Origin of the sequence: Enterobacter cloacae complex sp. S3 (assembly GCF_014930495.1) — a bacterium.
Lineage (GTDB): Bacteria > Pseudomonadota > Gammaproteobacteria > Enterobacterales > Enterobacteriaceae > Enterobacter > Enterobacter asburiae_B.
In genome coordinates this window covers 1-24,487 of sequence record NZ_JADBRD010000041.1, presented here as the reverse complement: position 1 = coordinate 24,487, position 24,487 = coordinate 1, and the positions used below count along the sequence as shown (strand labels likewise).

27 protein-coding genes are annotated in these 24,487 nt (G+C 56.2%); 18 read left to right on the top strand and 9 right to left on the bottom strand.

The genetic code is table 11. The features are described 5' to 3' along the window. Positions 1-76 precede the first annotated feature (76 nt). Entirely contained in the window at positions 77-682 is a 606-nt protein-coding gene (locus IM317_RS20565) for an ankyrin repeat domain-containing protein (RefSeq protein WP_033146352.1), read from the bottom strand. Between the two features lie 320 nt (positions 683-1,002). Between IM317_RS20565 and IM317_RS20560 the strand changes: the two genes are divergently transcribed. Continuing rightward, entirely contained in the window at positions 1,003-1,932 is a 930-nt protein-coding gene (locus IM317_RS20560) for a LysR substrate-binding domain-containing protein (protein WP_033146353.1), read from the top strand. Here IM317_RS20560 and IM317_RS20555 read toward each other — a convergent pair. Next, positions 1,929-2,087, bottom strand: coding sequence for a YqaE/Pmp3 family membrane protein (locus IM317_RS20555; protein ID WP_023308917.1), 159 nt, complete (start codon positions 2,085-2,087; stop codon positions 1,929-1,931). The genes IM317_RS20560 and IM317_RS20555 overlap by 4 nt on opposite strands. 179 nt (positions 2,088-2,266) lie before the next feature. On the opposite strand from IM317_RS20555, the gene IM317_RS20550 reads away from it, so the two are divergent. The 3 genes from IM317_RS20550 to IM317_RS20540 all read left to right on the top strand — a co-directional run bounded on the left by IM317_RS20550 (position 2,267) and on the right by IM317_RS20540 (position 3,356). Then, positions 2,267-2,566, top strand: coding sequence for a helix-turn-helix transcriptional regulator (locus IM317_RS20550; protein WP_029742056.1), 300 nt, complete (start codon positions 2,267-2,269; stop codon positions 2,564-2,566). A 9-nt stretch (positions 2,567-2,575) separates the two neighbouring features. After that, positions 2,576-3,097 (top strand): rhodanese family protein, encoded by a 522-nt coding sequence (locus IM317_RS20545; protein WP_033146354.1) that lies wholly within the window; start codon positions 2,576-2,578, stop codon positions 3,095-3,097. A gap of 79 nt (positions 3,098-3,176) precedes the next feature. After that, positions 3,177-3,356, top strand: a complete 180-nt coding sequence (locus tag IM317_RS20540) for a hypothetical protein (RefSeq protein WP_023308920.1) — start codon at positions 3,177-3,179, stop codon at positions 3,354-3,356. Positions 3,357-3,394: 38 nt separating this feature from the next. Here IM317_RS20540 and stpA read toward each other — a convergent pair whose 3' ends face one another. Beyond that, positions 3,395-3,799: a DNA-binding protein StpA gene (gene stpA, locus IM317_RS20535; protein WP_033146355.1), complete on the bottom strand. Its 405-nt coding sequence runs from the start codon at positions 3,797-3,799 to the stop codon at positions 3,395-3,397. 495 nt (positions 3,800-4,294) lie between these two features. Here stpA and alaE point away from each other — a divergent pair, with 495 nt between their 5' ends. Then, on the top strand, positions 4,295-4,744 hold the full coding sequence (gene alaE / locus IM317_RS20530; RefSeq protein WP_008502567.1) for an L-alanine exporter AlaE: 450 nt from the start codon (positions 4,295-4,297) through the stop codon (positions 4,742-4,744). 32 nt (positions 4,745-4,776) lie between these two features. Here alaE and IM317_RS20525 read toward each other — a convergent pair whose 3' ends face one another. Then, the gene (locus tag IM317_RS20525) at positions 4,777-5,121 is read right to left on the bottom strand and encodes a DUF2002 family protein (protein ID WP_023308923.1); all 345 of its coding nucleotides are present in this window, start codon (positions 5,119-5,121) and stop codon (positions 4,777-4,779) included. A gap of 160 nt (positions 5,122-5,281) precedes the next feature. Here IM317_RS20525 and IM317_RS20520 point away from each other — a divergent pair, with 160 nt between their 5' ends. The 13 genes from IM317_RS20520 (at position 5,282) to leuA (ending at position 20,117) form a co-directional block, all read left to right on the top strand. Then, positions 5,282-5,608, top strand: a complete 327-nt coding sequence (locus IM317_RS20520; RefSeq protein ID WP_023308924.1) for a DUF883 domain-containing protein — start codon at positions 5,282-5,284, stop codon at positions 5,606-5,608. A gap of 242 nt (positions 5,609-5,850) precedes the next feature. Next, on the top strand, positions 5,851-6,090 hold the full coding sequence (nrdH, locus tag IM317_RS20515; RefSeq protein WP_033146356.1) for a glutaredoxin-like protein NrdH: 240 nt from the start codon (positions 5,851-5,853) through the stop codon (positions 6,088-6,090). Then, positions 6,087-6,497 carry a class Ib ribonucleoside-diphosphate reductase assembly flavoprotein NrdI gene (gene nrdI, locus IM317_RS20510; protein WP_021241965.1) on the top strand — a complete coding sequence of 137 codons (411 nt, stop codon included), beginning with the start codon at positions 6,087-6,089 and terminating at the stop codon, positions 6,495-6,497. Before nrdH ends, nrdI begins: the two co-directional genes overlap by 4 nt. Further along, positions 6,470-8,614 (top strand): class 1b ribonucleoside-diphosphate reductase subunit alpha, encoded by a 2,145-nt coding sequence (nrdE, locus tag IM317_RS20505; RefSeq protein ID WP_033146357.1) that lies wholly within the window; start codon positions 6,470-6,472, stop codon positions 8,612-8,614. Before nrdI ends, nrdE begins: the two co-directional genes overlap by 28 nt. Positions 8,615-8,623: 9 nt before the next feature. After that, the gene (gene nrdF / locus IM317_RS20500; RefSeq protein ID WP_033146358.1) at positions 8,624-9,583 is read left to right on the top strand and encodes a class 1b ribonucleoside-diphosphate reductase subunit beta; all 960 of its coding nucleotides are present in this window, start codon (positions 8,624-8,626) and stop codon (positions 9,581-9,583) included. Positions 9,584-9,914: 331 nt separating this feature from the next. Then, positions 9,915-11,126, top strand: coding sequence for a glycine betaine/L-proline ABC transporter ATP-binding protein ProV (proV, locus tag IM317_RS20495; protein WP_032660399.1), 1,212 nt, complete (start codon positions 9,915-9,917; stop codon positions 11,124-11,126). Further along, entirely contained in the window at positions 11,110-12,180 is a 1,071-nt protein-coding gene (gene proW, locus IM317_RS20490) for a glycine betaine/L-proline ABC transporter permease ProW (protein WP_033146359.1), read from the top strand. The genes proV and proW overlap by 17 nt, the downstream gene beginning before the upstream one ends. Positions 12,181-12,189: 9 nt before the next feature. Further along, the gene (gene proX / locus IM317_RS20485; RefSeq protein WP_033146360.1) at positions 12,190-13,185 is read left to right on the top strand and encodes a glycine betaine/L-proline ABC transporter substrate-binding protein ProX; all 996 of its coding nucleotides are present in this window, start codon (positions 12,190-12,192) and stop codon (positions 13,183-13,185) included. A gap of 202 nt (positions 13,186-13,387) precedes the next feature. Then, a complete protein-coding gene (locus IM317_RS20480; RefSeq protein ID WP_029742048.1) occupies positions 13,388-14,572 on the top strand; it encodes an MFS transporter in 1,185 nt (394 codons plus the stop codon). A gap of 313 nt (positions 14,573-14,885) precedes the next feature. Next, entirely contained in the window at positions 14,886-15,416 is a 531-nt protein-coding gene (gene mprA / locus IM317_RS20475; protein WP_023333174.1) for a transcriptional repressor MprA, read from the top strand. 126 nt (positions 15,417-15,542) lie between these two features. Beyond that, a complete protein-coding gene (gene emrA, locus IM317_RS20470) occupies positions 15,543-16,715 on the top strand; it encodes a multidrug efflux MFS transporter periplasmic adaptor subunit EmrA (RefSeq protein ID WP_033146361.1) in 1,173 nt (390 codons plus the stop codon). Positions 16,716-16,731: 16 nt separating this feature from the next. Further along, on the top strand, positions 16,732-18,279 hold the full coding sequence (emrB, locus tag IM317_RS20465) for a multidrug efflux MFS transporter permease subunit EmrB (RefSeq protein WP_032660391.1): 1,548 nt from the start codon (positions 16,732-16,734) through the stop codon (positions 18,277-18,279). Positions 18,280-18,461: 182 nt separating this feature from the next. Then, positions 18,462-20,117, top strand: coding sequence for a 2-isopropylmalate synthase (leuA, locus tag IM317_RS20460; RefSeq protein WP_033146362.1), 1,656 nt, complete (start codon positions 18,462-18,464; stop codon positions 20,115-20,117). Here the strand turns inward: leuA and IM317_RS20455 are convergent. The 5 genes from IM317_RS20455 to yqaB all read right to left on the bottom strand — a co-directional run bounded on the left by IM317_RS20455 (position 20,104) and on the right by yqaB (position 24,211). Continuing rightward, positions 20,104-20,868, bottom strand: coding sequence for a helix-turn-helix domain-containing protein (locus tag IM317_RS20455; RefSeq protein ID WP_033146363.1), 765 nt, complete (start codon positions 20,866-20,868; stop codon positions 20,104-20,106). The two genes, leuA and IM317_RS20455, sit on opposite strands and share 14 nt — an antisense overlap. 54 nt (positions 20,869-20,922) lie before the next feature. After that, the gene (luxS, locus tag IM317_RS20450) at positions 20,923-21,438 is read right to left on the bottom strand and encodes an S-ribosylhomocysteine lyase (RefSeq protein ID WP_014884972.1); all 516 of its coding nucleotides are present in this window, start codon (positions 21,436-21,438) and stop codon (positions 20,923-20,925) included. Positions 21,439-21,591: 153 nt separating this feature from the next. Then, a complete protein-coding gene (gene gshA / locus IM317_RS20445; protein ID WP_033146364.1) occupies positions 21,592-23,136 on the bottom strand; it encodes a glutamate--cysteine ligase in 1,545 nt (514 codons plus the stop codon). A gap of 83 nt (positions 23,137-23,219) precedes the next feature. After that, a complete protein-coding gene (locus IM317_RS20440) occupies positions 23,220-23,648 on the bottom strand; it encodes a YqaA family protein (RefSeq protein WP_008499541.1) in 429 nt (142 codons plus the stop codon). Then, complete coding sequence (yqaB, locus tag IM317_RS20435; RefSeq protein WP_032648006.1) at positions 23,645-24,211, bottom strand: fructose-1-phosphate/6-phosphogluconate phosphatase; 567 nt, start codon at positions 24,209-24,211, stop codon at positions 23,645-23,647. Before yqaB ends, IM317_RS20440 begins: the two co-directional genes overlap by 4 nt. Positions 24,212-24,487: the final 276 nt, after the last annotated feature.

The window sequence follows — 24,487 nt, the reverse complement described above, 5'->3', positions numbered from 1 at the left end:
CGCCGTCGTGCAAAATGCACGTCGGTAAAAATGCTTTTTAAATTAACGGCCAGCCGGACGCGGCTGACCGAATGCGTTATGCGCCCGCCGCCAGCAGCAGGTCAGCTATTGCATCGAAGCCTTTGTCCCGCGCCAGCTCGAGCGGGGTTTTGCCGTATTTATCGGTCATGTGCGGGTTCGCGCCGTGATCCAGCAGCAGCTTGACGATCTCCTGCTGCTTCGCACCGCCGTCGTTAAGCACGATCGCTTCCAGCAGCGGCGTCCAGCCGACAAAGTTGGTGTGGTTGACGTTGATATCCGTTTTCTCCAGCAGCTCGCGCACGATCTCCACGTGCCCTTTTTCGCTGGCAGGGGTAATGCCCACGCCGCCAAAGCGCGTCAGGCGGTCGAGATCGGGATTTGCAGGAAGGACAAGGCGCAGCAGGGTGATATCGTTGGTCAGGCAGCTAATCAGGAAAGGGTTAAAGCAGGTCTGATCCTGTTTATCAATATCCGCCCCGGCGGCAATTAATAACGCCACGCAGTCATAATGTTTTTTCAGGCTGGAAATAATAACGGCGGTTCTTTTCTGTCGATTGGTGGCGTTAATATCCACGCCTTTCTCCAGACAGGCTTTTAGCGCATCGCTATTGCCCTCTTCTGCCGCCAGCAGAAATTCAGTAACGAGTTCGTTCGCAGACATATTCAGACTCCCGATGTTTTTATTTCTGTTGACCTGAGAATAGCAACAGCCTGGTGATAAAAGAATCCGCTTAAAAATGATTCATCGACAGTCAATTCATTGTTGAGGTAAATTCAATAAACTGGTCAAAACGTGCGTCTGTGCAACCTTTTTCTTATGTTTCTCCGCTTTTTAGCGCTTCTGGCTGCATTATGCTTATGCCTGAGGAAGCCTTACTGCTTGCGGCTTTCGACAAAGAGTCAGAACTGTGATCGGCTTCAAATGCGTTGTAACGACGCTGTTAAAATATGTTCAAAACTGATGGCTGAAGGGAGTGAGATATGAATTCCATCTTTACCGAGGAAAACCTGCTGGCCTTTACTACCGCCGCACGCTTCGGCAGCTTCAGCAAAGCCGCCGCCGAACTGGGCGTGACGACATCTGCCATCAGCTACACCATCAAGCGCATGGAGACCGGGCTGGACGTGGTGCTGTTCGTCCGCAGCACGCGCAGCATTGAGCTGACCGAGTCCGGGTTTTACTTTTACCGTAAGGCCACCGACCTGCTGAACGACTTTCACGCCATCAAGCGCGGGATTGATACCATTTCTCAGGGCATTGAGGCGCGGGTGCGCATCTGTATCAACCAGCTTTTGTATACCCCACGCCACACGGCGCGGCTGCTGCAGGTGCTGAAAAAGCAGTTTCCCACCTGTCAGATCACCGTGACCACCGAGGTCTACAACGGCGTCTGGGACTCCATCATCAACAACCAGGCCAACATCGCGATTGGCGCGCCGGACACGCTGCTGGACGGCGGCGGGATTGATTACACAGAGATCGGCGCCATTCGCTGGGTGTTTGCCATCGCGCCGGAACACCCGCTGGCGTTCACCCCGGAGCCAATAGCGGAAAGCCAGCTGCGCCTGTATCCCAACATCATGGTGGAAGATACCGCGCACACCATTAACAAAAAGGTTGGCTGGCTGCTGCACGGGCAGGAGGCGATTCTGGTCCCGGACTTTAACACCAAATGTCAGTGTCAGATCCTGGGCGAAGGGATTGGCTTTTTGCCGGAATACATGGTCCGCGAGGCGGTAGACGCGGGGCTGCTGGTCACCCGACGGATTAACAACCCGCGTCAGGACTCGCGCATGCTGCTCGCCACGCAGCATGCCGCAACCGGCCAGGTCACGCGGTGGATCAAGCAGCAGTTTGGTCCGGCGGGGGTGCTGACCGATATCTATAGCGATTTACTGTGGCGCGCCTAGCTTTTGCTCTGTACCCAAAACGCGTGAATGAGGCCGGGGAAGTAGCCCAGCAGCGTCAGAAGAATGTTGATAATAAACGCCCAGCCAAATCCTTTACCCAACAGCACGCCCAGCGGCGGTATGAGGATCGTAAAAACAATACGCCAAAATCCCATATAAACACTCCGTTCAATCTAATCCATTGAAAATAATAAAGAGAACGCTGTAAGCATAGCCAGTTTATTCGTCTGTACCAGTTCCGGGCCCCGCGTTTACCCTCTTTTACGCTTTTGACGCTAGTTTAATGCACCGGATTAGTTTAGCATTCACTTAATTAAGAAAATACTAAACAATCATGACCGAACTCGAACAGCTTCAGGCCAGCGCCGGGCAGGCCGCCACACTTTTAAAAGCGATGAGCAACCCGCGTCGGCTGCTGATCCTCTGCACCCTGTGCGGAGCGCCCGGCACCAGCGCGGGGGAGCTTGCGCGAGCCACGGGGCTAAGTCCTTCCGCCACGTCGCAGCATCTGGCGCGCATGCGTGAGGAAGGGCTTATCGACAGCACCCGCGACGCGCAGCGCATTCTCTATTCCATTAAAAACGATGCGGTACATCAGCTTATCAGCACCCTGAAAACCCTTTATTGTCCGTAAGGAGCCGCCATGTCACTTACTCTTCTTTCACCGCGCCAGGCCAATGCCCGCGTCGCTGAAGGCGCAAAACTGATTGATATTCGTGATGCCGACGAGTATGCCCGCGAGCATATTCCCGCCGCGCGGTCCGTGCCGCTGGATACCTTACCCGGCGCACTTAACGCGCAGGCGGGCGATACGGTGATTTTTCACTGCCAGTCCGGCGCCCGGACGTCGGGGAATGCCGAGCGCCTTGCTCAGGCCGCCGCGCCCGCAGAGGCATTTGTGGTCGAGGGGGGGATTCAGGGCTGGAAGCAGGCGGGGCTGCCAACCGTTGAAGACAAATCCCAGCCGCTGCCGCTGATGCGTCAGGTGCAAATTGCCGCCGGGCTGTTGATACTCTGCGGCGTGGTGCTGGGCTATAGCGTCTCCAGCGGCTTTTTCCTGCTCAGCGGTTTTGTCGGAGCCGGGCTGCTGTTCGCCGGTGTGACGGGTTTTTGCGGCATGGCGCGACTGCTCAAGGTGATGCCATGGAATCGGCGTACCTCATAAGCAGTAATCGGTGAATTACGCTGTACCCGGCGTCATGCGTGGGCTAAGGTGAAGATCGCTAAAACGATGAGGAGGTAATATGTTTTCTGTCGGTGATTATGTGCAACCGCGTAAAGGCGGCCCGAAACTGAAAGTGCTCGAAGTGAACGGTGACAGCATTGTGGCGGTCCAGGCCAGCAATGAGCAAGGCGAGAAATATACGCTGAAAGCCGCCGACGTGGCGCCTTATACCGAAGAAGGCGATTTCGGCGTCTGCTGAACAGTCAGCCGGGCGGCGTGTTCCGCCCGGCTCATCCGTTAGATCAGAAAATCATCCAGTGATTTACCGTCTGCCAGCGCGCTGGCGATAGGCTTCGGCGTGCGGCCCTGGCCGGTCCACGTTTTCTCTTCGCCGTTCTGGTCAATAAAGCGATATTTTGCTTCACGCGGCTTACGCTTTTTCGCTGGCTTACCCGCCTGCGCCAGTTCAGAACCCAGCAGGTCAGTCGGGGAAATACCATCGGCTTTCATCCGCTCCAGCAGGGCATTAATTTTTTCCTGCTGCTCAGCACGCTGCTGCTCTAATTCCGTCAGCTCGCTGCGTTTCTCTTCAGTAACGACCCTGACCTTTTCCAGCATTTCCTCAAGAACGTCCAGGGATAATTCACGCGCCATAGCGCGCAGGGTTCGGATATTATTAAGATTCTGTAACGTCAAAGACATATTATTTGAAAACCTTTTCTTTGGGGGATAAATAGATAAATCGCCGACAGAATAATTCATTTGAGTTGAAATATCTACCCAAGGGTCCGTACGGGCATCAGCGTTAATATATTTAGAACTCGCTGTTAATAATAGCGCAAGGCGCTGACAGGACACCGGTGAATCCAATCACCACATTAATATAAATAGCCAACTTTAATCCAAACCACAGCATACTCCACCGCTATCAGGTGGGGATTCCTGCCTCTCGCCACCGAAAAAACAAGTGATTGATTTTAATATAAAAACCATCAAACGAGACAGATTATAACGATCGGAACAAAAAACGAACAACTTTAGAGAATTTTGTGGACAAAAGGCGATTAAATAAAAATTAATCACTAGTTGTTAGTTCAAACGTAGAGATATACGCTATACACGTCAAACAAACCAACCTAAAGCACTAACCGCTGAAGGAAAATCGTTTCTTTTGTGTTCTTCTCAAGGAGTTCAGACATGTTCTCGCCGCAATCTCGCCTGCGCCACGCGGTGGCGGATACTTTCGCGATGGTTGTTTACTGTTCCGTCGTGAACATGCTGATCGAAATATTCCTCTCCGGAATGTCCTTCGAGCAGTCACTTTCTTCTCGTCTGGTGGCGATCCCGGTCAATATTATTATTGCATGGCCTTATGGTTTATACCGCGATGCGGTAATGCGCTTCGCGCGTCGTATCAGTCCTGCAGGCTGGGTGAAAAACCTGGCGGACGTTCTGGCGTATGTGACGTTCCAGTCGCCGGTTTACGTAGCCATTCTCCTGACAGTCGGTGCAGACTGGCACCAGATCGCTGCGGCGGTGAGTTCGAATATTGTCATTTCGATGTTGATGGGAGCCGTTTACGGCTATTTCCTCGACTACTGTCGCCGCCTGTTTAAGGTCAGCCAGTACAGCCAGGCAAAAGCGTGATGTGAAGCGACTGGCGCACGCCAGTCGCGGATTTACTGTACGTCGCCAAACAGTCCCTTCAAAAATCGCTCCAGCGCCATACGCGAACTGAAACCGTGCGGAATACCATAATGCTCATGCCGTTCACCGCCTAAATAGAGCGGAAATTGCTGATAATGATCGCAGGTTTTAATATCCGAGGCAGGCTCAGCAAATGACAGACTTCTGTCTTTCAGCGTCGGGTGAATAATGAGAGCGGTACGTCCCATTCTTGCTTCGCGATTAACATAAACATAATTCTCGCCGCGGCGATATCCATACGCTTTTGGCGTCACCTCATCCATGGTGAATCCCTCTTTTTCAAGAACGCGTGCCACCTCGTCAGGTCGTAAATACATATCTTTTCCTCGTTATCTTTTCCTGCCCGGCAACCTTACAGTATTCAGCAATAGCAGGGCTTTCAGAATAGTCCATAAACTGCCGGATAACGCGTGAGGCGCTTCAGATATTAAATTTCTGAACTAAACTGAACGGGAACACAAAATTACGGAGGATCGTATGTTTAACAGACCGAACCGAAACGATATTAACGACGACGCTCAGGATATTCGTAATGATGTCAGCCAATTAGCGGACACGCTGGAAGAGGTGCTGAAGTCCTGGGGAAGTGACGCGAAGGACGAAGCGGATGCCGCAAAGCGTAAGGCTCAGTCTCTGCTCCGTGAAACCCGCGCCCGTATGAACGGACGTTCACGCGCCACGCAGGCTGCCTGCGACATGGCAAGCTGTGCTACGACCTTCGTGCGTGAAAAACCGCTATGTACTCTGGGAACCGTCGCGGCGGTCGGCATCTTCGTCGGTGCCCTGCTCAGCCTGCGTAAATAATCCCGCGTATTCTGCCCCGGTAGCCTCAGGCGCCGGGGCATTTTTATGCCCGTTAGCCTGAAAAACCCGTACAGCCTGCCCTGCCCCGCTGTGCTCATCACAGGGGCGATATCAATCTAAATTTCCCATATCTTGTATGGTTGAAACTTAAGACATCTACATCTAGTATTCCTTTAGCAAGATACACACAACCCGACGCGATGATTCGCGCCGTACCCTCATTTTAAATGGAAATACGAATCATGAGCATTATTATTTACACTCGTAACGATTGTGTTCAGTGCCACGCGACCAAACGGGCAATGGAAAGCCGTGGCGTGGCGTTTGAAATGGTGAATGTTGACCAGGTCCCCGAGGCCGCAGATACCCTGCGCAAGCAGGGTTTTCGTCAGCTTCCAGTGGTGGTCGCCGGGGAAACAAGCTGGTCTGGCTTCCGCCCGGACATGATTAACCGCCTGAGCGCTCAGGCCACCCGGGTATGAGTGGGCTGGTTTTCTTCTCCAGCAGCTCGGAAAACACGCTCCGCTTTATTGAGCGCGTCGGGCTGCCTGCGGTGCGCATTCCGCTGAACGAGCGGGAGCGGATACGGGTAGAGGAACCTTACATACTGGTGGTGCCCAGCTATGGTGGCGGCGGTACGGCAGGAGCCGTGCCTCGCCAGGTGATCCGCTTTCTGAACGATCCTCATAACCGCGGGCTAATCCGCGGCGTGATCGCGGCGGGGAATCGCAATTTCGGCGATGCCTTTGGCCGCGCCGGGGATGTCATTTCTCAAAAATGCGGCGTGCCGTATCTCTATCGTTTTGAGCTGATGGGGACACAGCAGGACGTCGAAAACGTGCGTAAAGGAGTGAACGAATTTTGGCAACGACAACCGCAGAACGGGTGATTCAGGCGACACCGGATTACCACGCATTAAACGCCATGCTTAACCTCTACGATCGGGAGGGGCGCATTCAGTTCGATAAAGATCGTGAGGCGGTGGACGCCTTTTTTGCCGCCCACGTGCGGCCCAACAGCGTGACGTTTGCGAGCCAGAATGAACGTCTCGACTATCTGGTTAACGAGGGCTACTACGACGCGCGCGTGCTCACCCGCTACGACCGCGACTTTGTGGTGAAGCTGTTTGAGCGCGCCCACGCCAGCGGCTTTCGTTTCCAGACCTTCCTCGGCGCGTGGAAGTACTACACCAGCTACACCCTGAAGACCTTTGACGGCAAGCGCTACTTAGAGAGCTTTGAAGATCGCGTGGCGATGGTGGCGCTAACCCTGGCGCAGGGTGATGAAGCGCTGGCGGAACAGCTCGCCGACGAGATCCTCTCCGGACGCTTCCAGCCCGCCACGCCGACCTTCCTCAACTGCGGCAAAGCCCAGCGCGGCGAGCTGGTCTCCTGCTTCCTGCTGCGTATCGAAGACAATATGGAGTCGATTGGCCGCGCGGTGAACTCGGCGCTGCAGCTTTCCAAACGCGGCGGCGGCGTGGCGTTTCTGCTCTCGAACCTGCGTGAAGCGGGCGCGCCGATCAAGCGCATCGAAAACCAGTCCTCCGGCGTGATCCCGGTGATGAAGATGCTGGAAGATGCCTTCTCCTATGCCAACCAGCTTGGCGCGCGTCAGGGCGCGGGCGCGGTTTACCTGCATGCGCATCATCCGGACATTCTGCGTTTTCTTGATACCAAACGCGAAAACGCCGACGAAAAAATTCGCATCAAAACCCTGTCGCTCGGCGTGGTGATCCCGGACATCACCTTTAAGCTGGCCAAAGAGAATGCCGAGATGGCGCTCTTCTCGCCGTACGACATCGAGCGTATTTACGGCAAAGCGTTTGGCGACGTGGCCATCAGCGAACTTTATGACGAACTGGTGGCCGACGATCGCATTCGCAAAAAAACCATCAACGCCCGCGATTTCTTCCAGCGGCTGGCGGAGATCCAGTTTGAGTCCGGCTATCCGTACATCATGTTTGAGGATACGGTGAACCGCGCGAACCCGATTGCCGGGCGTATCAACATGAGCAACCTGTGCTCGGAGATTTTGCAGGTCAACAGCGCGTCAGCCTACGACGAGAACCTGGACTACGCGGACATCGGCAAGGATATCTCCTGCAACCTCGGGTCGCTGAATATTGCCCACACCATGGATTCCCCCGACTTTGGCCGCACGGTGGAGACCGCCATTCGCGGGCTGACGGCGGTATCGGACATGAGCCACATCCGCAGCGTGCCGTCTATTGAAGCAGGCAACGCCGCGTCGCACGCCATCGGTCTGGGGCAGATGAACCTGCACGGCTATCTGGCGCGGGAAGGCATCGCCTACGGCAGCCCGGAAGGGCTGGATTTCACCAACCTCTATTTCTGCACCATTACCTGGCACGCGCTGCACACCTCGATGATGCTGGCGCGCGAGCGCAGCCAGCGGTTCGCGGGCTTTGAGCAGTCCCGCTACGCCAGCGGGGAATATTTCAGCCAGTACCTCGAAGGCGACTGGCAGCCGAAAACCGAAAAAGTACGCGAACTGTTTGCCCGAGCGGGGATTACCCTGCCGACGCGAGAGATGTGGCAGCAGCTGCGAGAAGAGGTGATGCGCTACGGCATTTATAACCAGAACCTGCAGGCCGTCCCGCCGACCGGATCGATTTCGTACATCAACCACGCCACGTCGAGCATTCACCCGATCGTATCGAAAATTGAAATTCGAAAGGAAGGCAAAACCGGGCGCGTTTACTACCCTGCCCCGTTTATGACCAATGAGAACCTGGCGCTGTATCAGGACGCGTATGAGATCGGCCCGGAGAAAATCATCGATACCTACGCCGAAGCGACAAAACATGTGGATCAGGGGCTGTCGCTGACGCTGTTCTTCCCGGACACCGCCACCACGCGGGATATCAACAGAGCGCAAATCTACGCCTGGAAGAAAGGCATCAAAACGCTCTACTACATTCGCCTGCGCCAGCTTGCGCTGGAAGGCACCGAAATCGAAGGCTGCGTGTCCTGCGCGCTGTAAGGAGAAAGGATGAAACTGTCACGCGTGAGTGCCGTTAACTGGAACAAAATCCAGGACGATAAAGACCTGGAGGTATGGAACCGCCTGACCAGCAACTTCTGGCTGCCGGAAAAGGTTCCGCTCTCCAACGATATTCCGGCCTGGCAAACGCTCGGCCACGCCGAACAGCAGCTGACGATCCGCGTCTTTACCGGCCTGACGCTGCTGGACACCATTCAGAATACCGTTGGTGCACCCGCGCTGATGAGCGACGCGCTCACGCCGCACGAAGAGGCGGTGATGTCGAATATCAGCTTTATGGAGGCGGTGCATGCCCGCTCCTACAGCTCGATTTTCTCGACCCTGTGCCAGACCAAAGACGTGGACGCAGCCTACGCCTGGAGTGAAGAGAGCGAGTCACTACAGAGAAAGGCGGAGCTGGTTCTGGAATATTACCGCGCCGACGAGCCGCTGAAGAAAAAGATCGCCAGCGTGTTCCTGGAATCTTTCCTCTTCTATTCCGGCTTCTGGCTGCCCATGTACTGGTCGAGCCGGGGCAAGCTCACCAACACCGCCGATTTGATTCGGCTCATCATTCGCGATGAAGCGGTGCACGGGTATTACATTGGCTATAAGTATCAGAAAGAGCTGGAGAATGTCAGCGAGGCGAAGCGCGAGGAGCTTAAAGGCTTTGCGCTCGATTTGCTGATGGATCTGTACGACAACGAGCTGAGCTATACGGAGGAACTCTACGCCGGCACCGGCTGGGAGGACGATGTGAAGGCCTTCCTCTGCTACAACGCCAACAAGGCGCTGATGAACCTGGGCTACGACGCGCTTTTCCCGCCGGAGATGGCGGAGGTGAACCCGGCGATTCTGGCCGCGCTGTCGCCCAATGCCGACGAAAACCACGATTTCTTCTCGGGATCTGGCTCATCGTATGTGATGGGCAAAACGGTGGAAACCGAGGATGAAGACTGGGATTTTTAATGAACGCTAACGTTCGTTAATTTAATATAAACCCAACAACTCCCTCTCTAATATTTACAAAACAACTACACTGTAATTTCCACGTCATATTCGCCTGAATCATTTCGATTCAGGCGAAATTTCCCGATGCAGCAGCAAAAAAATGAGAAAAATTCAAACCGCCCTCAGCCCTTTATTCATGGGAAATTCAGCCGTTTCGCTTACGTCAAAATTCCGCACTTAGCCCGACTCAGGGTTGTCTCAGATTCTCAGTATGTTAGGGTTATGCCCGTTAACAATTTACCATGGTAATCATATCGGCATAAACAAATAACAGGACACTCTCTATTGCATGGCAATTAAATTAGAAGTGAAAAATCTTTATAAAGTATTTGGCGAGCACCCGCAGCGCGCATTCAAATATATTGAGAAAGGCCTTACGAAAGAGCAAATTCTGGAAAAAACCGGGCTATCGCTTGGCGTTAAAGACGCCAGTCTGGCCATTGAAGAAGGCGAGATTTTTGTCATCATGGGATTATCCGGTTCGGGTAAATCCACTATGGTTCGCCTTCTCAATCGCCTGATTGAACCCACCCGCGGGCAGGTGCTGATTGACGGCGTGGATATCGCCAGAATATCAGACGCAGAGCTTCGCGAGGTGCGCAGAAAGAAGATCGCAATGGTGTTCCAGTCATTCGCGCTGATGCCACACATGACGGTGCTGGATAATACCGCTTTCGGCATGGAATTAGCCGGCACGCCGGCTCAGGAACGTCAGGAAAAAGCCCTTGATGCGCTGCGTCAGGTCGGGCTGGAAAATTATGCGCATGCGTACCCGGATGAACTTTCCGGCGGTATGCGTCAGCGCGTGGGATTAGCCCGTGCATTAGCCATTAATCCAGACATATTATTAATGGATGAAGCCTTCTCCGCCCTCGATCCGTTAATTCGCACCGAGATGCAGGATGAGCTGGTAAAATTACAGGCTAAACATCAGAGAACGATTGTCTTTATTTCCCACGATCTGGATGAAGCCATGCGTATTGGCGACCGCATTGCCATTATGCAAAACGGTGAAGTGGTGCAGGTCGGCACGCCGGATGAAATTCTCAATAATCCGGCGAACGATTATGTGCGCACCTTCTTCCGCGGCGTGGATATTAGCCAGGTCTTTAGCGCCAAAGATATTGCCCGCCGAACGCCAAACGGCATTATCCGTAAAACGCCAGGCTTCGGCCCGCGCTCGGCGCTGAAGCTGCTGCAGGATGAAGACCGTGAATACGGCTATCTGGTTGAACGCGGCAATAAATTTGTTGGCATTGTCTCCATCGACTCCCTGAAAACGGCTCTCACTGAGAACCAGGGAATCGATGCGGCGTTAATTGACGCTCCGCTTGCCGTGGACGCCGAAACGCCGCTCAGCGAGTTGCTCTCTCACGTGGGCCAGGCGCCGTGCGCCGTGCCGGTCGTGGGTGAGGAACAACAGTACGTCGGCATCATCTCAAAAAGGATGCTGCTGCAGGCTTTAGATCGCGAGGGGGCAAACAATGACCGATCAATCTAACCCGTGGGGCGCCACTGAGGCAGCGGACAGCGCTGCGCAATCCGCCGACGCGTGGGGTTCCACGCCAGCGCCGACAGATGGCAGCGGCGCGGCAGACTGGCTCAACAGCGCACCCGCGCCTGCGCCAGAACACTTCAACATCATGGATCCGTTCCATAAAACGCTGATCCCGCTGGACAGCTGGGTCACGGAAGGGATCGACTGGGTGGTCACCCACTTCCGTCCGGTCTTTCAGGGGATCCGCGTCCCGGTGGATTACATCCTGAACGGCTTCCAGCAGCTGATGCTGGGCATGCCGGCGCCGGTGGCGATTATCCTGTTCTCCCTGATCGCCTGGCAGTTCGGTAGCGCGGGCATGGGGGTCGCCACGCTGATCTCTCTGATCGCTATCGGCGCGATTGGCGCGTGGTCGCAGGCGATGATCACCCTGGCGCTGGTGCTGACCGCTCTGCTCTTTTGCATTGTCATCGGCCTGCCGATGGGGATCTGGCTGGCGCGCAGCCCGCGAGCGGCGAAGATAATTCGTCCCCTGCTGGATGCGATGCAGACCACCCCGGCGTTCGTCTATCTGGTGCCTATCGTGATGCTGTTCGGCATCGGCAACGTGCCGGGCGTGGTGGTGACCATTATCTTCGCCCTGCCGCCGATTATTCGTCTGACCATTCTGGGGATCAACCAGGTGCCTGCGGACCTGATCGAAGCGTCACGCTCGTTCGGCGCCAGCCCGCGCCAGATGCTGTTTAAGGTTCAGCTTCCGCTGGCGATGCCGACCATCATGGCGGGCGTTAACCAGACGCTGATGCTGGCCCTGTCGATGGTGGTCATTGCCTCGATGATCGCCGTTGGCGGTCTGGGTCAGATGGTGCTGCGCGGCATTGGCCGTCTCGATATGGGGCTGGCCACCGTCGGCGGCGTCGGCATTGTGATCCTCGCCATTATCCTTGACCGCCTGACTCAGGCCGTCGGTCGTGATTCACGCAGTCGCGGCAACCGTCGCTGGTATACCACCGGCCCTGTCGGGTTACTCACCCGCCCTTTCACGAAATCAAAATAAGGAACAACGATGCGACATAACGTACTTTTTGCCACAGCGTTTGCCACCCTTGTCTCCACCAGCGCGTTTGCGGCTGACCTGCCTGGCAAAGGCATTACCGTACAGCCGGTGCAGAGCACCATTTCGGAAGAGAGCTTCCAGACCCTGATCGTCAGCCGCGCGCTGGAGAAGCTGGGCTACACGGTTAACACGCCGAGCGAAGTAGATTACAACGTGGGCTACACCTCGATTGCCTCCGGTGACGCCACCTTTACCGCCGTCAACTGGCAGCCGCTGCACGACGACATGTATGCCGCCGCCGGCGGTGACAAGAAGTTCTATCGCGAGGGGACCTTCGTGACGGGTGCGGCGCAGGGGTATCTGATTGACAAGAAAACTGCGGACCAGTACCACATCACCAACATTGAACAGCTGAAAGATCCGAAGATCGCCAAACTGTTCGACACCAACGGTGACGGCAAGGCCGACATGATGGGCTGCTCGCCGGGCTGGGGCTGTGAAGCGGTGATTAACCACCAGAACAAAGCCTTTGACCTGGCAAAAACCGTCGACGTGAGCCACGGCAACTATTCAGCGATGATGGCCGACACCATTGCCCGCTTCAAAGAGGGTAAACCGGTGATCTACTACACCTGGACGCCGTACTGGGTGAGCGACGTGCTGAAGCCGGGCAAAGACGTGGTGTGGCTGCAGGTGCCGTTCTCCTCCCTGCCGGGCGAGCAGAAGGATATCGACACAAAACTGCCGAACGGCATGAACTACGGCTTCCCGGTGAACACCATGCATATCGTGGCCAACAAAGCCTGGGCGGAGAAAAACCCGGCGGCGGCGAAGCTGTTCTCGGTGATGAAGCTGCCGCTGGCGGACATCAATGCCCAGAACGCGATGATGCATGCGGGCAAATCGTCTGAAGCGGATGTGAAAGGCCACGTCGACGGCTGGATCAAAGCCCACCAGCAGCTGTTTGACGGCTGGGTGAAAGAGGCGCTTGAAGCGCAGAAGTAAAAACAAAACCCTAACCCTCTCCCAGAGGGAGAGGGGACGATGACCTCCCTCTCCCCTTGGGAGAGGGCCGGGGTGAGGGGATCAAACCGCACAATCCCCCTAAACCGCACAATACATCACCCAACAATCCCCCAACTTTCACAATCATTAGCTATTATGGTTTCCGGAAAAATAATCACTCAACTAACGATTCCTGAAACTAATGACAAAAACAACTCAAGGGCTTAGCCCCGCACTCATCCTTTTAATGTCCGTGGCAACGGGTCTGGCGGTCGCCAGCAACTATTACGCGCAGCCTCTTCTCGACACCATCGCCCGCGCGTTCAATCTCTCCGCCAGCTCCGCAGGCTTTATCGTCACCGCTGCACAGCTGGGCTATGCCGCCGGGCTGCTGTTCCTGGTGCCGCTCGGCGATATGTTTGAACGCCGAATGCTGATCGTCTCCATGACCCTGCTGGCCGCCGGTGGGATGCTGATCACCGCCAGCAGCCAGTCGCTGACGATGATGATCGTCGGTACCGCGCTAACGGGGCTGTTCTCCGTGGTGGCGCAAATCCTGGTCCCGCTCGCCGCGACCCTCGCCTCCCCGGAAAAACGCGGCAAGGTGGTGGGCACCATCATGAGCGGCCTGCTGCTGGGGATTTTGCTGGCGCGTACCGTTGCAGGGCTGCTGGCAAGCCTCGGCGGCTGGCGCACCGTATACTGGGTGGCGAGCGTGCTGATGGTCATTATGGCGCTGGCGCTGTGGCGCGGGCTGCCAAAAGTGAAGCAGGAAAACCACCTGAACTATCCTCAGCTGCTGGCCTCCGTTTTCAGCCTGTTTACGCAGGACAAGCTTCTGCGCACCCGCGCCCTGCTGGGCTGTTTCACCTTCGCTAACTTCAGCATTCTCTGGACGTCGATGGCGTTTCTGCTGGCCGCGCCGCCGTTCAATTATTCCGAAGGGGTGATTGGCCTGTTCGGCCTGGCCGGTGCCGCAGGCGCGCTGGGGGCACGCCCCGCTGGCGGGCTGGCCGACAAGGGCAAATCCCACCTGACCACCTCCGCAGGGCTGGTTTTACTTCTGCTCTCCTGGGCGGCGATCTGGTACGGACACATCTCGGTGCTGGCGCTAATCGTCGGTATCCTGGTGCTCGATCTCACCGTTCAGGGCGTTCACATCACCAATCAGACCGTCATCTATCGCGTGAAGCCAGAGGCGCGTAACCGCCTGACGGCCGGATACATGACCAGCTACTTCATCGGCGGCGCAGCGGGTTCGCTTATTTCAGCGTCGGCGTGGCAGCATGCGGGCTGGTCGGGGGTATGCGCGATCGGGGCCATCGTCGCCACTCTCAACCTGCTAGTATGGTGGCGCGGTTATCACCGCCAGGATGCAATTAACTAACATTTACATTGAGTTGGCCTCTTAGGGTGTTAAGAGGCCCTTCACTCTGTTAATGTAAACGTAATCATTTATCCCAGAAATTTTAATGTGGGTGACATATTTACAATCGGCATGAATAGTTCAGACCCCCGTCCTCACATCCTCTCTTCAGCGGGTTCACACCCAACGCTTTCTGTGCTCACCGGGTCACGGACTTACCCGGCGCTTTCTGATGGTGACATAAGTTTGGCGGATATAACCGCACAAATAATTCATTTACATTATTTGTCACTATCGTTACTATATCGGCTGTAATTAATGAGGTTATGCCCAAATGGATAGTTCGTTTACGCCCATTGAACAAATGCTTAAATTCCGCGCCAGTCGCCATGAGGACTTCCCGTATCAGGAAATCCTGCTGACTCGCCTGTGCATGCACATGCAGGGTAAGCTACTGGAAAACCGTAATAAAATGCTGAAAGCTCAAGGGATTAACGAGACGTTGTTTATGGCGTTGATTACGCTGGAGTCTCAGGAAAATCACAGCATTCAGCCTTCCGAACTGAGCTGCGCGCTGGGCTCCTCCCGTACCAATGCGACCCGTATTGCCGATGAACTCGAAAAGCGCGGCTGGATTGAGCGCCGTGAAAGCGACAACGATCGCCGCTGCCTGCATCTGCAACTGACCGATAAAGGTCACCAGTTCCTGCGCGAGGTGCTGCCACCTCAGCACAATTGCCTGCACAAACTCTGGTCTGTCCTCAGCACCGCCGAGCGCGACCAGCTTGAGCACATCACTCGCAAGCTGCTCACCCGTCTGGACCAGATGGATGAAGACGGCGCCGTTCTTGAGGCGCTGCGCTAACGCGACGACACGCTCACCATTCCAGATTCATAAGAAAACCGACAGGCCAGCACGTCACAGTGCTGGCCTTTCTGACAACAGGTCGGCTCAGCCGATGTGAAAATAAGAAGATCGTGGAGAACAACAATGAGCGCAAATGCGGAGAGCACTACCCCGCAGCAACCGGCCAACAAGAAAGGCAAACGTAAGAGCGCCCTTCTTCTGTTGACCTTGCTCTTTATCATTATTGCCGTGGCATATGGGATCTATTGGTTTTTAGTACTGCGTCATGCTGAAGAGACTGACGACGCGTACGTGGCAGGGAACCAGGTACAAATTATGGCGCAGGTGTCGGGCAGCGTGACGAAAGTCTGGGCTGACAATACCGACTTTGTGCAAAAAGGCGATGTGTTGGTGACCCTCGATCCAACCGACGCCCAGCAGGCGTTTGAAAAAGCACAGACCGCGCTGGCCTCCAGCGTCCGTCAGACCCGCCAGCTGATGATCAACAGCAAACAGCTGCAGGCCAACATCGACGTGCAGAAAACGGCGCTGGCGCAGGCGCAAAGCGATCTGAACCGCCGCGTACCGCTCGGCACCGCCAACCTGATTGGCCGTGAAGAGCTGCAGCACGCCCGCGACGCCGTTGCCAGCGCTCAGGCACAGCTGGATGTGGCGATTCAACAGTACAACGCCAACCAGGCGATGGTGCTGGGTACCAGTCTGGAAAACCAGCCTGCCGTACAGCAGGCGGCGACCGAAGTGCGCAACGCGTGGCTTGCCCTGCAGCGTACCAAAATCGTCACCCCGATGACCGGCTATGTCTCCCGTCGTTCCGTCCAGCCAGGGGCGCAGATTAGCCCAACCACGCCGCTGATGGCGGTCGTGCCGGCAGACAATCTGTGGGTAGACGCCAACTTTAAAGAGACGCAGCTTGCCCATATGCGTATCGGCCAGAGCGCGACGGTTGTCAGCGACATCTACGGCGATGACGTGAAGTACACCGGTAAAGTGGTCGGCCTGGACATGGGGACCGGCAGCGCTTTCTCCCTGCTGCCTGCGCAAAACGCCACCGGTAACTGGATCAAAGTGGTTCAGCGTCTGCCCGTGCGTATTGAGCTGGATGCCAAACAGCTGGCGGATCACCCGCTGCGTATCGGCCTCTCAACGCTGGTGACGGTCGACACCGCCAACCGCGACGGTCAGATCCTGGCAAGCCAGGTGCGCAGCAGCCCGGCTTATGAAAGTAACGCCCGTGAAATTAGCCTCGATCCGGTCAACAAGCTGATCGATGACATCGTGAAGGCAAACGCCGGTTAATCCGAAGGTGAGCGTTATGCAACAGCAAAAGCCGCAAAAACCGCTGGAAGGCGCGCAGCTGGTCATTATGACCATCGCGCTGTCGCTGGCGACATTCATGCAGGTGCTGGACTCCACCATCGCAAACGTGGCGATCCCGACCATCGCCGGTAACCTTGGCTCGTCGCTGAGCCAGGGGACCTGGGTCATTACCTCGTTTGGGGTGGCAAACGCCATCTCCATTCCGATTACCGGCTGGCTGGCAAAGCGCGTCGGTGAAGTGAAGCTGTTCCTCTGGTCAACGGTATTGTTCGTTCTTGCCTCCTGGGCGTGCGGCATGTCCAGCAGCCTGACGATGCTGATTTTCTTCCGCGTCATTCAGGGGATTGTCGCCGGGCCGCTGATCCCGCTGTCGCAGAGCTTACTGCTGAACAACTACCCGCCAGCCAAACGCTCGATTGCGCTGGCGCTGTGGTCAATGACCGTGATTGTCGCGCCGATTTGCGGGCCTATCTTAGGCGGCTATATCAGCGACAACTATCACTGGGGCTGGATCTTCTTCATCAACGTACCGATTGGCGCCCTCGTGGTAATGCTGACGCTCCAGTCGCTGCGCGGCAGAGAAACCCGTACGGAACAGCGGCGTATCGACGCCATTGGTCTGGCACTGCTGGTTGTCGGCATCGGTAGCCTGCAGGTCATGCTCGACCAGGGCAAAGAGCTGGACTGGTTCAACTCCCGGGAGATCATCATCCTGACGATTGTCGCGGTGGTGTCGCTGAGCTTCCTGATTGTCTGGGAGCTGACGGACGATAACCCGATAGTCGACCTGTCGCTGTTTAAGTCGCGAAACTTCACCATAGGCTGTCTGTGTATCAGCCTCGCCTACATGCTCTACTTCGGCGCGATTGTACTGCTGCCGCAGCTGTTGCAGGAGGTATACGGCTACACCGCAACCTGGGCAGGTTTAGCCTCGGCGCCGGTTGGATTGATTCCGGTTCTGCTGTCGCCGATTATTGGCCGCTTCGCCCACAAGCTCGACATGCGCCGGCTGGTGACGTTCAGCTTTATCATGTACGCCGTGTGCTTCTACTGGCGCGCGTATACGTTCGAACCGGGAATGGACTTTGGCGCGTCCGCGTGGCCGCAGTTTATTCAGGGCTTTGCCGTGGCGTGCTTCTTTATGCCACTGACCACCATCACGCTTTCCGGTTTACCGCCTGAGCGCATGGCGGCCGCATCGAGCCTGTCGAACTTTACGCGAACGCTGGCGGGCTCGATAGGTACGTCGATCACCACCACCCTGTGGACGAACCGTGAATCGATGCACCATGCCCAGCTGACCGAAGCGGTGAACCCGTTCAACCCGAACTCTCAGCAGATGTACAACCAGCTGCAGGGAATGGGTATGACGGAGCAGCAGGCGTCCGGCTGGATTGCCCAGCAGATCACCAACCAGGGGCTGATTATCTCGGCCAACGAGATTTTCTGGATATCGGCGGGGATCTTTATCGTCCTGCTGGGGCTGGTATGGTTTGCTAAACCACCGTTTGGCGCCGGTAGCGGCGGCGGTGGCGCGCACTAGTCCTGTGACAGTTGCCCGGTGGCGCTTCGCTTACCGGGCCTACGAACGTAGGCCGGATAAGGCGTAGCCGCCATCCGGCAAAAAACCGCACCGTGTCCAGAACGCGACAGCGATTGACAGTTTCGATAAAGCAGCGCTCCTGAAATCAATTCACGATAGTGAAAAGACAACAGGAGCGCATCATGCTGAACACACCCGCCGACAAGTACCAACCCTATCCAACCCTTTTTCTGCCCGACCGCCGCTGGCCGGAGCAACGCATTACCCGCGCGCCGCGTTGGCTCTCCACCGACCTGCGCGACGGCAACCAGGCCCTTGCCGAGCCGATGGACAGCACCCGCAAGCTGCAGTTCTGGGACCTGCTGCTGGGCTGCGGATTCAAAGAAATTGAGGTGGCTTTCCCATCCGCCTCGCAGACCGACTTCAACTTCGTTCGCCAGCTGATTGAAGAGAACCGCATCCCGGATGACGTCACGATTCAGGTATTAACCCAGGCGCGGGAAGATCTCATCCATCGCACTTTCGAATCCCTGCGCGGTGCGAAACAGGCCACCGTCCATCTGTATAACGCCACCGCCCCGCTGTTCCGCCGCCTGGTGTTCGGCATGGAAAAAGCGCAAATCGTTGAGCTGGCGACGCGATCCACGCGGCTAATTCGTCAGCTGTGTGAAGAGAACCCGGACACCCGCTGGCAGTATGAGTATTCCCCGGAGACCTTCTGCTTTACCGAGCCGGAGTTTGCGCTGGAGATTTGTGAAGCCGTGGCGGAGATCTGGCAGCCGTGCGACGAACGGCCCATGGTGATCAACTTACCGGCCACCGTCGAAGTGAGCACGCCGAACGTCTATGCCGACCAGATCGAGTATTTCTGTCGCCACTTCAGCCGCCGCCGGGATGTCTGCATCAGCGTACATCCGCATAACGACCGCGGTACCGGCGTCGCCAGCGCCGAGCTGGCCGTGATGGCGGGGGCAGACCGCGTGGAGGGCTGTCTGTTTGGTAACGGGGAACGCACGGGCAACGTCTGCCTGGTGACGCTGGCGATGAACCTCTACAGCCAGGGCGTCAGCCCGAATCTCGACTTTAGCGATATGAACCGGGTCGTGGAAGTGGTGGAAGCCTGCAACCAGCTGCCGGTGCATCCGCGCCACCCGTGGGCAGGCCGGCTGGCCTATACCGCCTTCTCCGGCTCGCACCAGGATGCGATCAAAAAAGGCTTTGATGCCCGCAGGCCTGGCGATCGCTGGGAGATGCCGTATCTGCCCGTCGATCCGCAGGATATCGGCTGCACCTACGAAGCGGTGATCCGCGTCAACAGCCAGTCAGGGAAAAGCGGCAGCGCGTGGCTCATCGAACAGAATCATGGTCTGAAATTACCTCGCGCCCTGCAGCAGGATTTCAGCCAGCACGTGCAGCAGGAAACCGATCGCCACGGAAAAGAGATGACGCAGAATGCGCTGTGGCAGCTGTTCCGCACCCGCTACGGGCTGGTAGCCACGCCGCAGTTTGCGCTGCAATCCTACCGCAGCGACAGCCAGCAGGACGGCCAGCTGCGTTTGACGGCAAGCATCGCTACGCAGGGGGGAACGCGTCAGCTGGAAGGTCAGGGTAACGGTCTGCTCTCCGCCGCCGCTCAAGGCTTAAGCCGCTGGATCAGCGCCCCGTTCGTGATTAAGGATTATCACGAGCATACGTTAGGCGAACGCAGCGACAGCCGCTCGGTGGCCTACATCCGCTGCCTGTTCCAGGACGGGAGCAGCCGCTGGGGCGTGGGCATCGACAGCGACGTGGCGCGCGCGTCGCTTCAGGCGCTTTTAAACGCCGTCAGTCGTTCTTAAAGTAATCGCTGGGTGAGACGCCCATTACCCGGCGGAACATCGCCGTAAAGGCGCTGTGGCTGCCGTAACCCAGATCCAGCGCCACGCGTAGTACCGGCTGGCCCTGCGCCAGCCGCACTAAGGCTTCCAGCAGGCGCGCCCTTCTCAACCACTCGCCGTAGCTTAATCCCGTCTGCTGCTGAAAATGGCGGTTCAGGGTGCGTTCGCTCATGTTCATCATGCTCGCGGCCTGCGCGCTGCTCCAGCTCTCCCCCGCGTTTTGCCGGATTTGCAAACACAGGTGACGTAACGCCTCGCCTTCCGGCTCCGGCAGGTGAAACGGCAGCACCGGCATGGTGCGGATTTCATCGAGAATGAGTTCATAGACGCGTTCATCCCGGCTGCCGGGCGAGTACGATTCAGGTAAAGCAAGGGAGACGAGGATCAGCTCGCGCAACAGCGGCGCGATCTGCACGATCTGACAGGTGGCCGGGAGATCGGCCCGCGCCAGCGGATCGATAAACAGCGTTCGCGCCGCCACGTTGCCGGTGATGCGAAGCGAGTGGCGGGTCCCCGCTGGTAGCCAGACGCCGCGACCGGGAGGAACAACCCAACAGCCCGAAGCCGTATCGACCCGTACCACGCCGCTCAGGGTGTGCAACAGCTGCGCGCAGTCGTGCTCATGCCACGGCTCGCTGTCACCATGAGCGTAATCATGGGCAAACGGAACGAGGGGACGATGGGTAAAGGAGAATGTTGAGGTTGTGGTCATGGGGTTAAACCACCCTCACCCTACCCTCTCCCGGAGGGAGAGGGAAAAGGTGCACTAGATGTGCAGTTCCTGCAGTTTTTCTTTTGGCAGGGCCAGCTCTTCGTTGCTGTTCACGCGAACATCACGCTCGATGATGTGACGCGCGATGTCCTGCGCTTCTTCCAGAGAGTGCATCTGGTAAGTACCGCACTGGTAAACGTTCAGCTCAGGGATCTGGTTCTGCTCTTTCACCTTCAGCACGTCTTCCATCGCCGCTTTCCACGCATCAGCGACGCGTTTCTCTTCCGGCTGGCCAATCAGGCTCATGTAGAAACCGGTACGGCAGCCCATCGGAGAGATGTCGATGATCTCAACGCCGTTGCCGTTCAGATGGTCACGCATGAAACCGGCGAACAGGTGTTCCAGGGTATGAATGCCTTTCTCTGGCATCACTTCTTTATTTGGCACGCAGAAACGCAGATCGAAGACGGTGATCGTGTCGCCGTGCGGGGTGTGCATGGTCTTCGCCACGCGTACTGCAGGTGCTTCCATACGGGTATGGTCGACAGTAAAGCTATCTAATAACGGCATACGTCACCTCCGACAGTGATTTTTTTTAAAATAAACTGAACTCTTCTACAGAATGCACGTCTGAGTATATGAAAGACGCGCATTTGTTATCATCATCCCTGAATTCAGAGATGTATATTTTGGCCACAGCGATGTGGCCTTTTTCTTTTCTGCTTAAGACTGCTTCGCCAGAAACGCCTCAAACGACTCGGTATCCGCCGCTTCAACCTCTTTCTGACGCACCACGGACGCATCGCGTTCCGCGACAAAATCCGCTTCGCTCAGCACTTCTAACGGCTCCTGCATCAGCATCTCGCGGTACTCCGCTGAGAGTGAACGCCCGGTGCCGCCAATGCCCTGATCGATCATAGAACGCAGAATACGCGCTGAGAACGTCAGTTCCGGATTATCAAAACATTCCACCAGCTGGTCGCAGATCTGTTGATACGCGTCGCCGCCGTCGATGCTGTCCATTGTGCGTGCAACACGCTTCAGGTCGCGGAACAGATCTTTGCCGACTTTGGTCAGCGGGAACTGTGCCGTTTCGCAGCCAATACCCAGCGTCAGGCCCGGCTTACGCCCTTCCAGAATCACGCGATTCCAGTTTGTACGGGTGCAGAGCAGTTCGTCTGAACTCATTTCCGGCGCATCCGCCAGCACGCACCAGACCATAAACAGATCCAGGAAGCGAATCTGCTGCTCATCAACGCCAATCGGTGAGAACGGGTTGATATCCAGCGAACGCACTTCAATGTATTCGATCCCGCCGCGCTGCAGCGCATCCGACGGGGTTTCACCGCTGCGCGTTACGCGCTTAGGACGAATAGGCGCATACAGCTCGTTTTCAATCTGCAGCACATTGCTGTTGATTTGCAGGCGCTTGCCGTCTTTTTCGAGGCCGATTTTCTCGTACTCTTCCGACGGGGTTTTGATCGCCCGCTTCAATCCTGCCACATATTCGTGCAATTCGTTAAACGTAATACCGAGATTGCTTTGCGATTTATTGGTATAACCGAGATCGCTCAGGCGCAGAGAGGTGGCATACGGGAGATAGTACATTCCGCACTCGGTCTTCTCGAACGGCAGCGTGGTCGGTTTCCCCTGCAGGAACGAAGAACAGATCGCCGGGGAGGCACCAAACAGATACGGGATCACCCAGCCGAAACGGTAATAGTTGCGGATCAGGCGGAAGTAGCCTTCAGAGATCGCGTCTTTATCCGTTTCACCGCATTTCGCCTGCCAGAACGCCATTGGCAGCGAGAAGTTGTAATGCACGCCCGAGATCGTCTGCATCAACGCGCCGTAGCGGTTTTTCAGCCCTTCGCGATAGAGCGTTTTCAGCCGGCCGATATTTGACGTGCCGTACTGCGCCAGCTCAATCTCCTGGCCCTGCTCGATATAGCACGGCATGCTGAGGGGCCACATACGTTCGTCGCCCATGTTGCGCGCGGTGTAGCGATGGATATCGCGCATGATCGTCAGCATATGATCAATATCACCCTCTACTGGCGTGATGAACTCCAGCAGTGCCTCAGCGAAATCGGTTGTGATCCATTTATGTGTCAGCGCCGAGCCTAACGCCTTCGGGTGACCCGTCGTCGCTAAGCTACCGTCCGCGTTAACGCGCAGCGTTTCACGCTCAAGACCACGCTGAATACCCTTCAATGCCTGAGGGTGGTTTTCCAGCCAGGCCAGCGCCTGAGATACGTCCGGGATCAAATTGACCTCCCGCCTGTCAAAGTAATGTTACTCAGCATAATTGTAATGGTTGACGATTGAAGGTCGCGTATTCATTCCACCAATTAGTGCCACCACGTCATACCCTGTAGTGTTGCCCACGCCACGAGAACATAGCGCAACGCCTTGCCAAGGCACAAAAAAAAGAGCACCGGTCCCCAGGAGATGCGCATCCATCCCGCCAGCAGACACAGTAAATCGCCTATTACAGGCATCCAGCTTAATAACAGCGTGGCAGCGCCATAGCGTTTTAGCCAGCCGACTGCCTTTTCCTGCCAGCGCGATTTTTCGCGCAGCGGAAAGAAACGCCCAAGAATAACGTTAGTCAGCCCTCCAAGGCTATTACCCATTGTTGCTATTAATACAAGCAGCCAGGGCTGACTCACGCCGGACAACAGCATCGCCACCAGCACCACTTCCGAATTTCCCGGTAACAGCGTGGCGCTTAAAAAACTGCTGGCGAATAATGAGGCAAGTGACAGCGCGTCACTCACAGTAAGCGCACATCCACAGCATCCATTCCGGCATCACGCGCGGCCTGGATGCCGAAATCGGCATCTTCAAACACGACACATTTTGCCGCCGGGACGCCCATTAATTCTGCGCAAAGCAGGAAGGTGTCCGGTGCGGGCTTGTGATGTTTAACATGATCGGCGGCGACCACGGCAGAAAAATAGTGGCGCAGGCCAAGATGGTTGAGTAAAGCTTCTGCAATCGCGCTTTCGCTCCCGGTTCCTACCGACATCGGGCGGCGCCCGTGCCACTCTTTTACCACATCAATCAGCGGCAGAGGGCGTACGGTATCTAAAAGCATGGCTTTTACCGCATCGGTTTTTTCGCGCGCGAGCAGGTGCGGGTCGAGATCGGCCTGATTCAGTTCAATCACGGCCTGCGCAATACGCCAGGTGGGGGATCCGTTGAGGGCAATCATCGCCTGAAGATCGAAACGCATGCCGTAGCGGCCCAGGACGTCAGTCCAGGCTTGACGATGCGTGGGTTCGGTATCCAGGAGAGTGCCGTCCATATCGAAGATCAAACCGTCATACTGTGCGTACATCGTGCTCTCGCTAAACGATTAACAAAGCATTACTTTATCGTAAATGGTGATTTTTGTCGCTGACTGAGAAGCCATAACTACGAGAGTGATTAAGAAATAAACATCGAAGGGAATAACAGAAGAGATGGTGCATCCGGGAGGATTACTCGGCTGCGCCTCGCCCTGCGGGCCGTTGCTGAAGCAACGTTATCCTCCCTGGTGCTTGCGATTAACTCGCAGACCTTGAAACAACAGCGTGGCTATTATCTCGGAGAATATGGTGCATCCGGGAGGATT

Excerpts from the sequence above, each read along its gene's own strand:
- IM317_RS20525 (WP_023308923.1), bottom strand. The coding sequence starts at position 5,121 with ATGTATTTACGACCTGACGAGGTGGCACGCGTTCTTGAAAAAGAGGGA.
- stpA (WP_033146355.1), bottom strand. The coding sequence starts at position 3,799 with ATGTCTTTGACGTTACAGAATCTTAATAATATCCGAACCCTGCGCGCT.
- IM317_RS20550 (WP_029742056.1), top strand. The coding sequence starts at position 2,267 with ATGACCGAACTCGAACAGCTTCAGGCCAGCGCCGGGCAGGCCGCCACA.
- IM317_RS20545 (WP_033146354.1), top strand. The coding sequence starts at position 2,576 with ATGTCACTTACTCTTCTTTCACCGCGCCAGGCCAATGCCCGCGTCGCT.
- IM317_RS20520 (WP_023308924.1), top strand. The coding sequence starts at position 5,282 with ATGTTTAACAGACCGAACCGAAACGATATTAACGACGACGCTCAGGAT.
- yqaB (WP_032648006.1), bottom strand. The coding sequence starts at position 24,211 with ATGTACGCACAGTATGACGGTTTGATCTTCGATATGGACGGCACTCTC.
- IM317_RS20540 (WP_023308920.1), top strand. The coding sequence starts at position 3,177 with ATGTTTTCTGTCGGTGATTATGTGCAACCGCGTAAAGGCGGCCCGAAA.
- emrB (WP_032660391.1), top strand. The coding sequence starts at position 16,732 with ATGCAACAGCAAAAGCCGCAAAAACCGCTGGAAGGCGCGCAGCTGGTC.
- IM317_RS20565 (WP_033146352.1), bottom strand. The coding sequence starts at position 682 with ATGTCTGCGAACGAACTCGTTACTGAATTTCTGCTGGCGGCAGAAGAG.
- luxS (WP_014884972.1), bottom strand. The coding sequence starts at position 21,438 with ATGCCGTTATTAGATAGCTTTACTGTCGACCATACCCGTATGGAAGCA.
- IM317_RS20560 (WP_033146353.1), top strand. The coding sequence starts at position 1,003 with ATGAATTCCATCTTTACCGAGGAAAACCTGCTGGCCTTTACTACCGCC.
- proW (WP_033146359.1), top strand. The coding sequence starts at position 11,110 with ATGACCGATCAATCTAACCCGTGGGGCGCCACTGAGGCAGCGGACAGC.
- alaE (WP_008502567.1), top strand. The coding sequence starts at position 4,295 with ATGTTCTCGCCGCAATCTCGCCTGCGCCACGCGGTGGCGGATACTTTC.
- proX (WP_033146360.1), top strand. The coding sequence starts at position 12,190 with ATGCGACATAACGTACTTTTTGCCACAGCGTTTGCCACCCTTGTCTCC.
- mprA (WP_023333174.1), top strand. The coding sequence starts at position 14,886 with ATGGATAGTTCGTTTACGCCCATTGAACAAATGCTTAAATTCCGCGCC.
- IM317_RS20480 (WP_029742048.1), top strand. The coding sequence starts at position 13,388 with ATGACAAAAACAACTCAAGGGCTTAGCCCCGCACTCATCCTTTTAATG.
- nrdI (WP_021241965.1), top strand. The coding sequence starts at position 6,087 with ATGAGTGGGCTGGTTTTCTTCTCCAGCAGCTCGGAAAACACGCTCCGC.
- IM317_RS20555 (WP_023308917.1), bottom strand. The coding sequence starts at position 2,087 with ATGGGATTTTGGCGTATTGTTTTTACGATCCTCATACCGCCGCTGGGC.
- emrA (WP_033146361.1), top strand. The coding sequence starts at position 15,543 with ATGAGCGCAAATGCGGAGAGCACTACCCCGCAGCAACCGGCCAACAAG.
- leuA (WP_033146362.1), top strand. The coding sequence starts at position 18,462 with ATGCTGAACACACCCGCCGACAAGTACCAACCCTATCCAACCCTTTTT.
- nrdF (WP_033146358.1), top strand. The coding sequence starts at position 8,624 with ATGAAACTGTCACGCGTGAGTGCCGTTAACTGGAACAAAATCCAGGAC.
- proV (WP_032660399.1), top strand. The coding sequence starts at position 9,915 with ATGGCAATTAAATTAGAAGTGAAAAATCTTTATAAAGTATTTGGCGAG.
- nrdH (WP_033146356.1), top strand. The coding sequence starts at position 5,851 with ATGAGCATTATTATTTACACTCGTAACGATTGTGTTCAGTGCCACGCG.
- IM317_RS20455 (WP_033146363.1), bottom strand. The coding sequence starts at position 20,868 with ATGACCACAACCTCAACATTCTCCTTTACCCATCGTCCCCTCGTTCCG.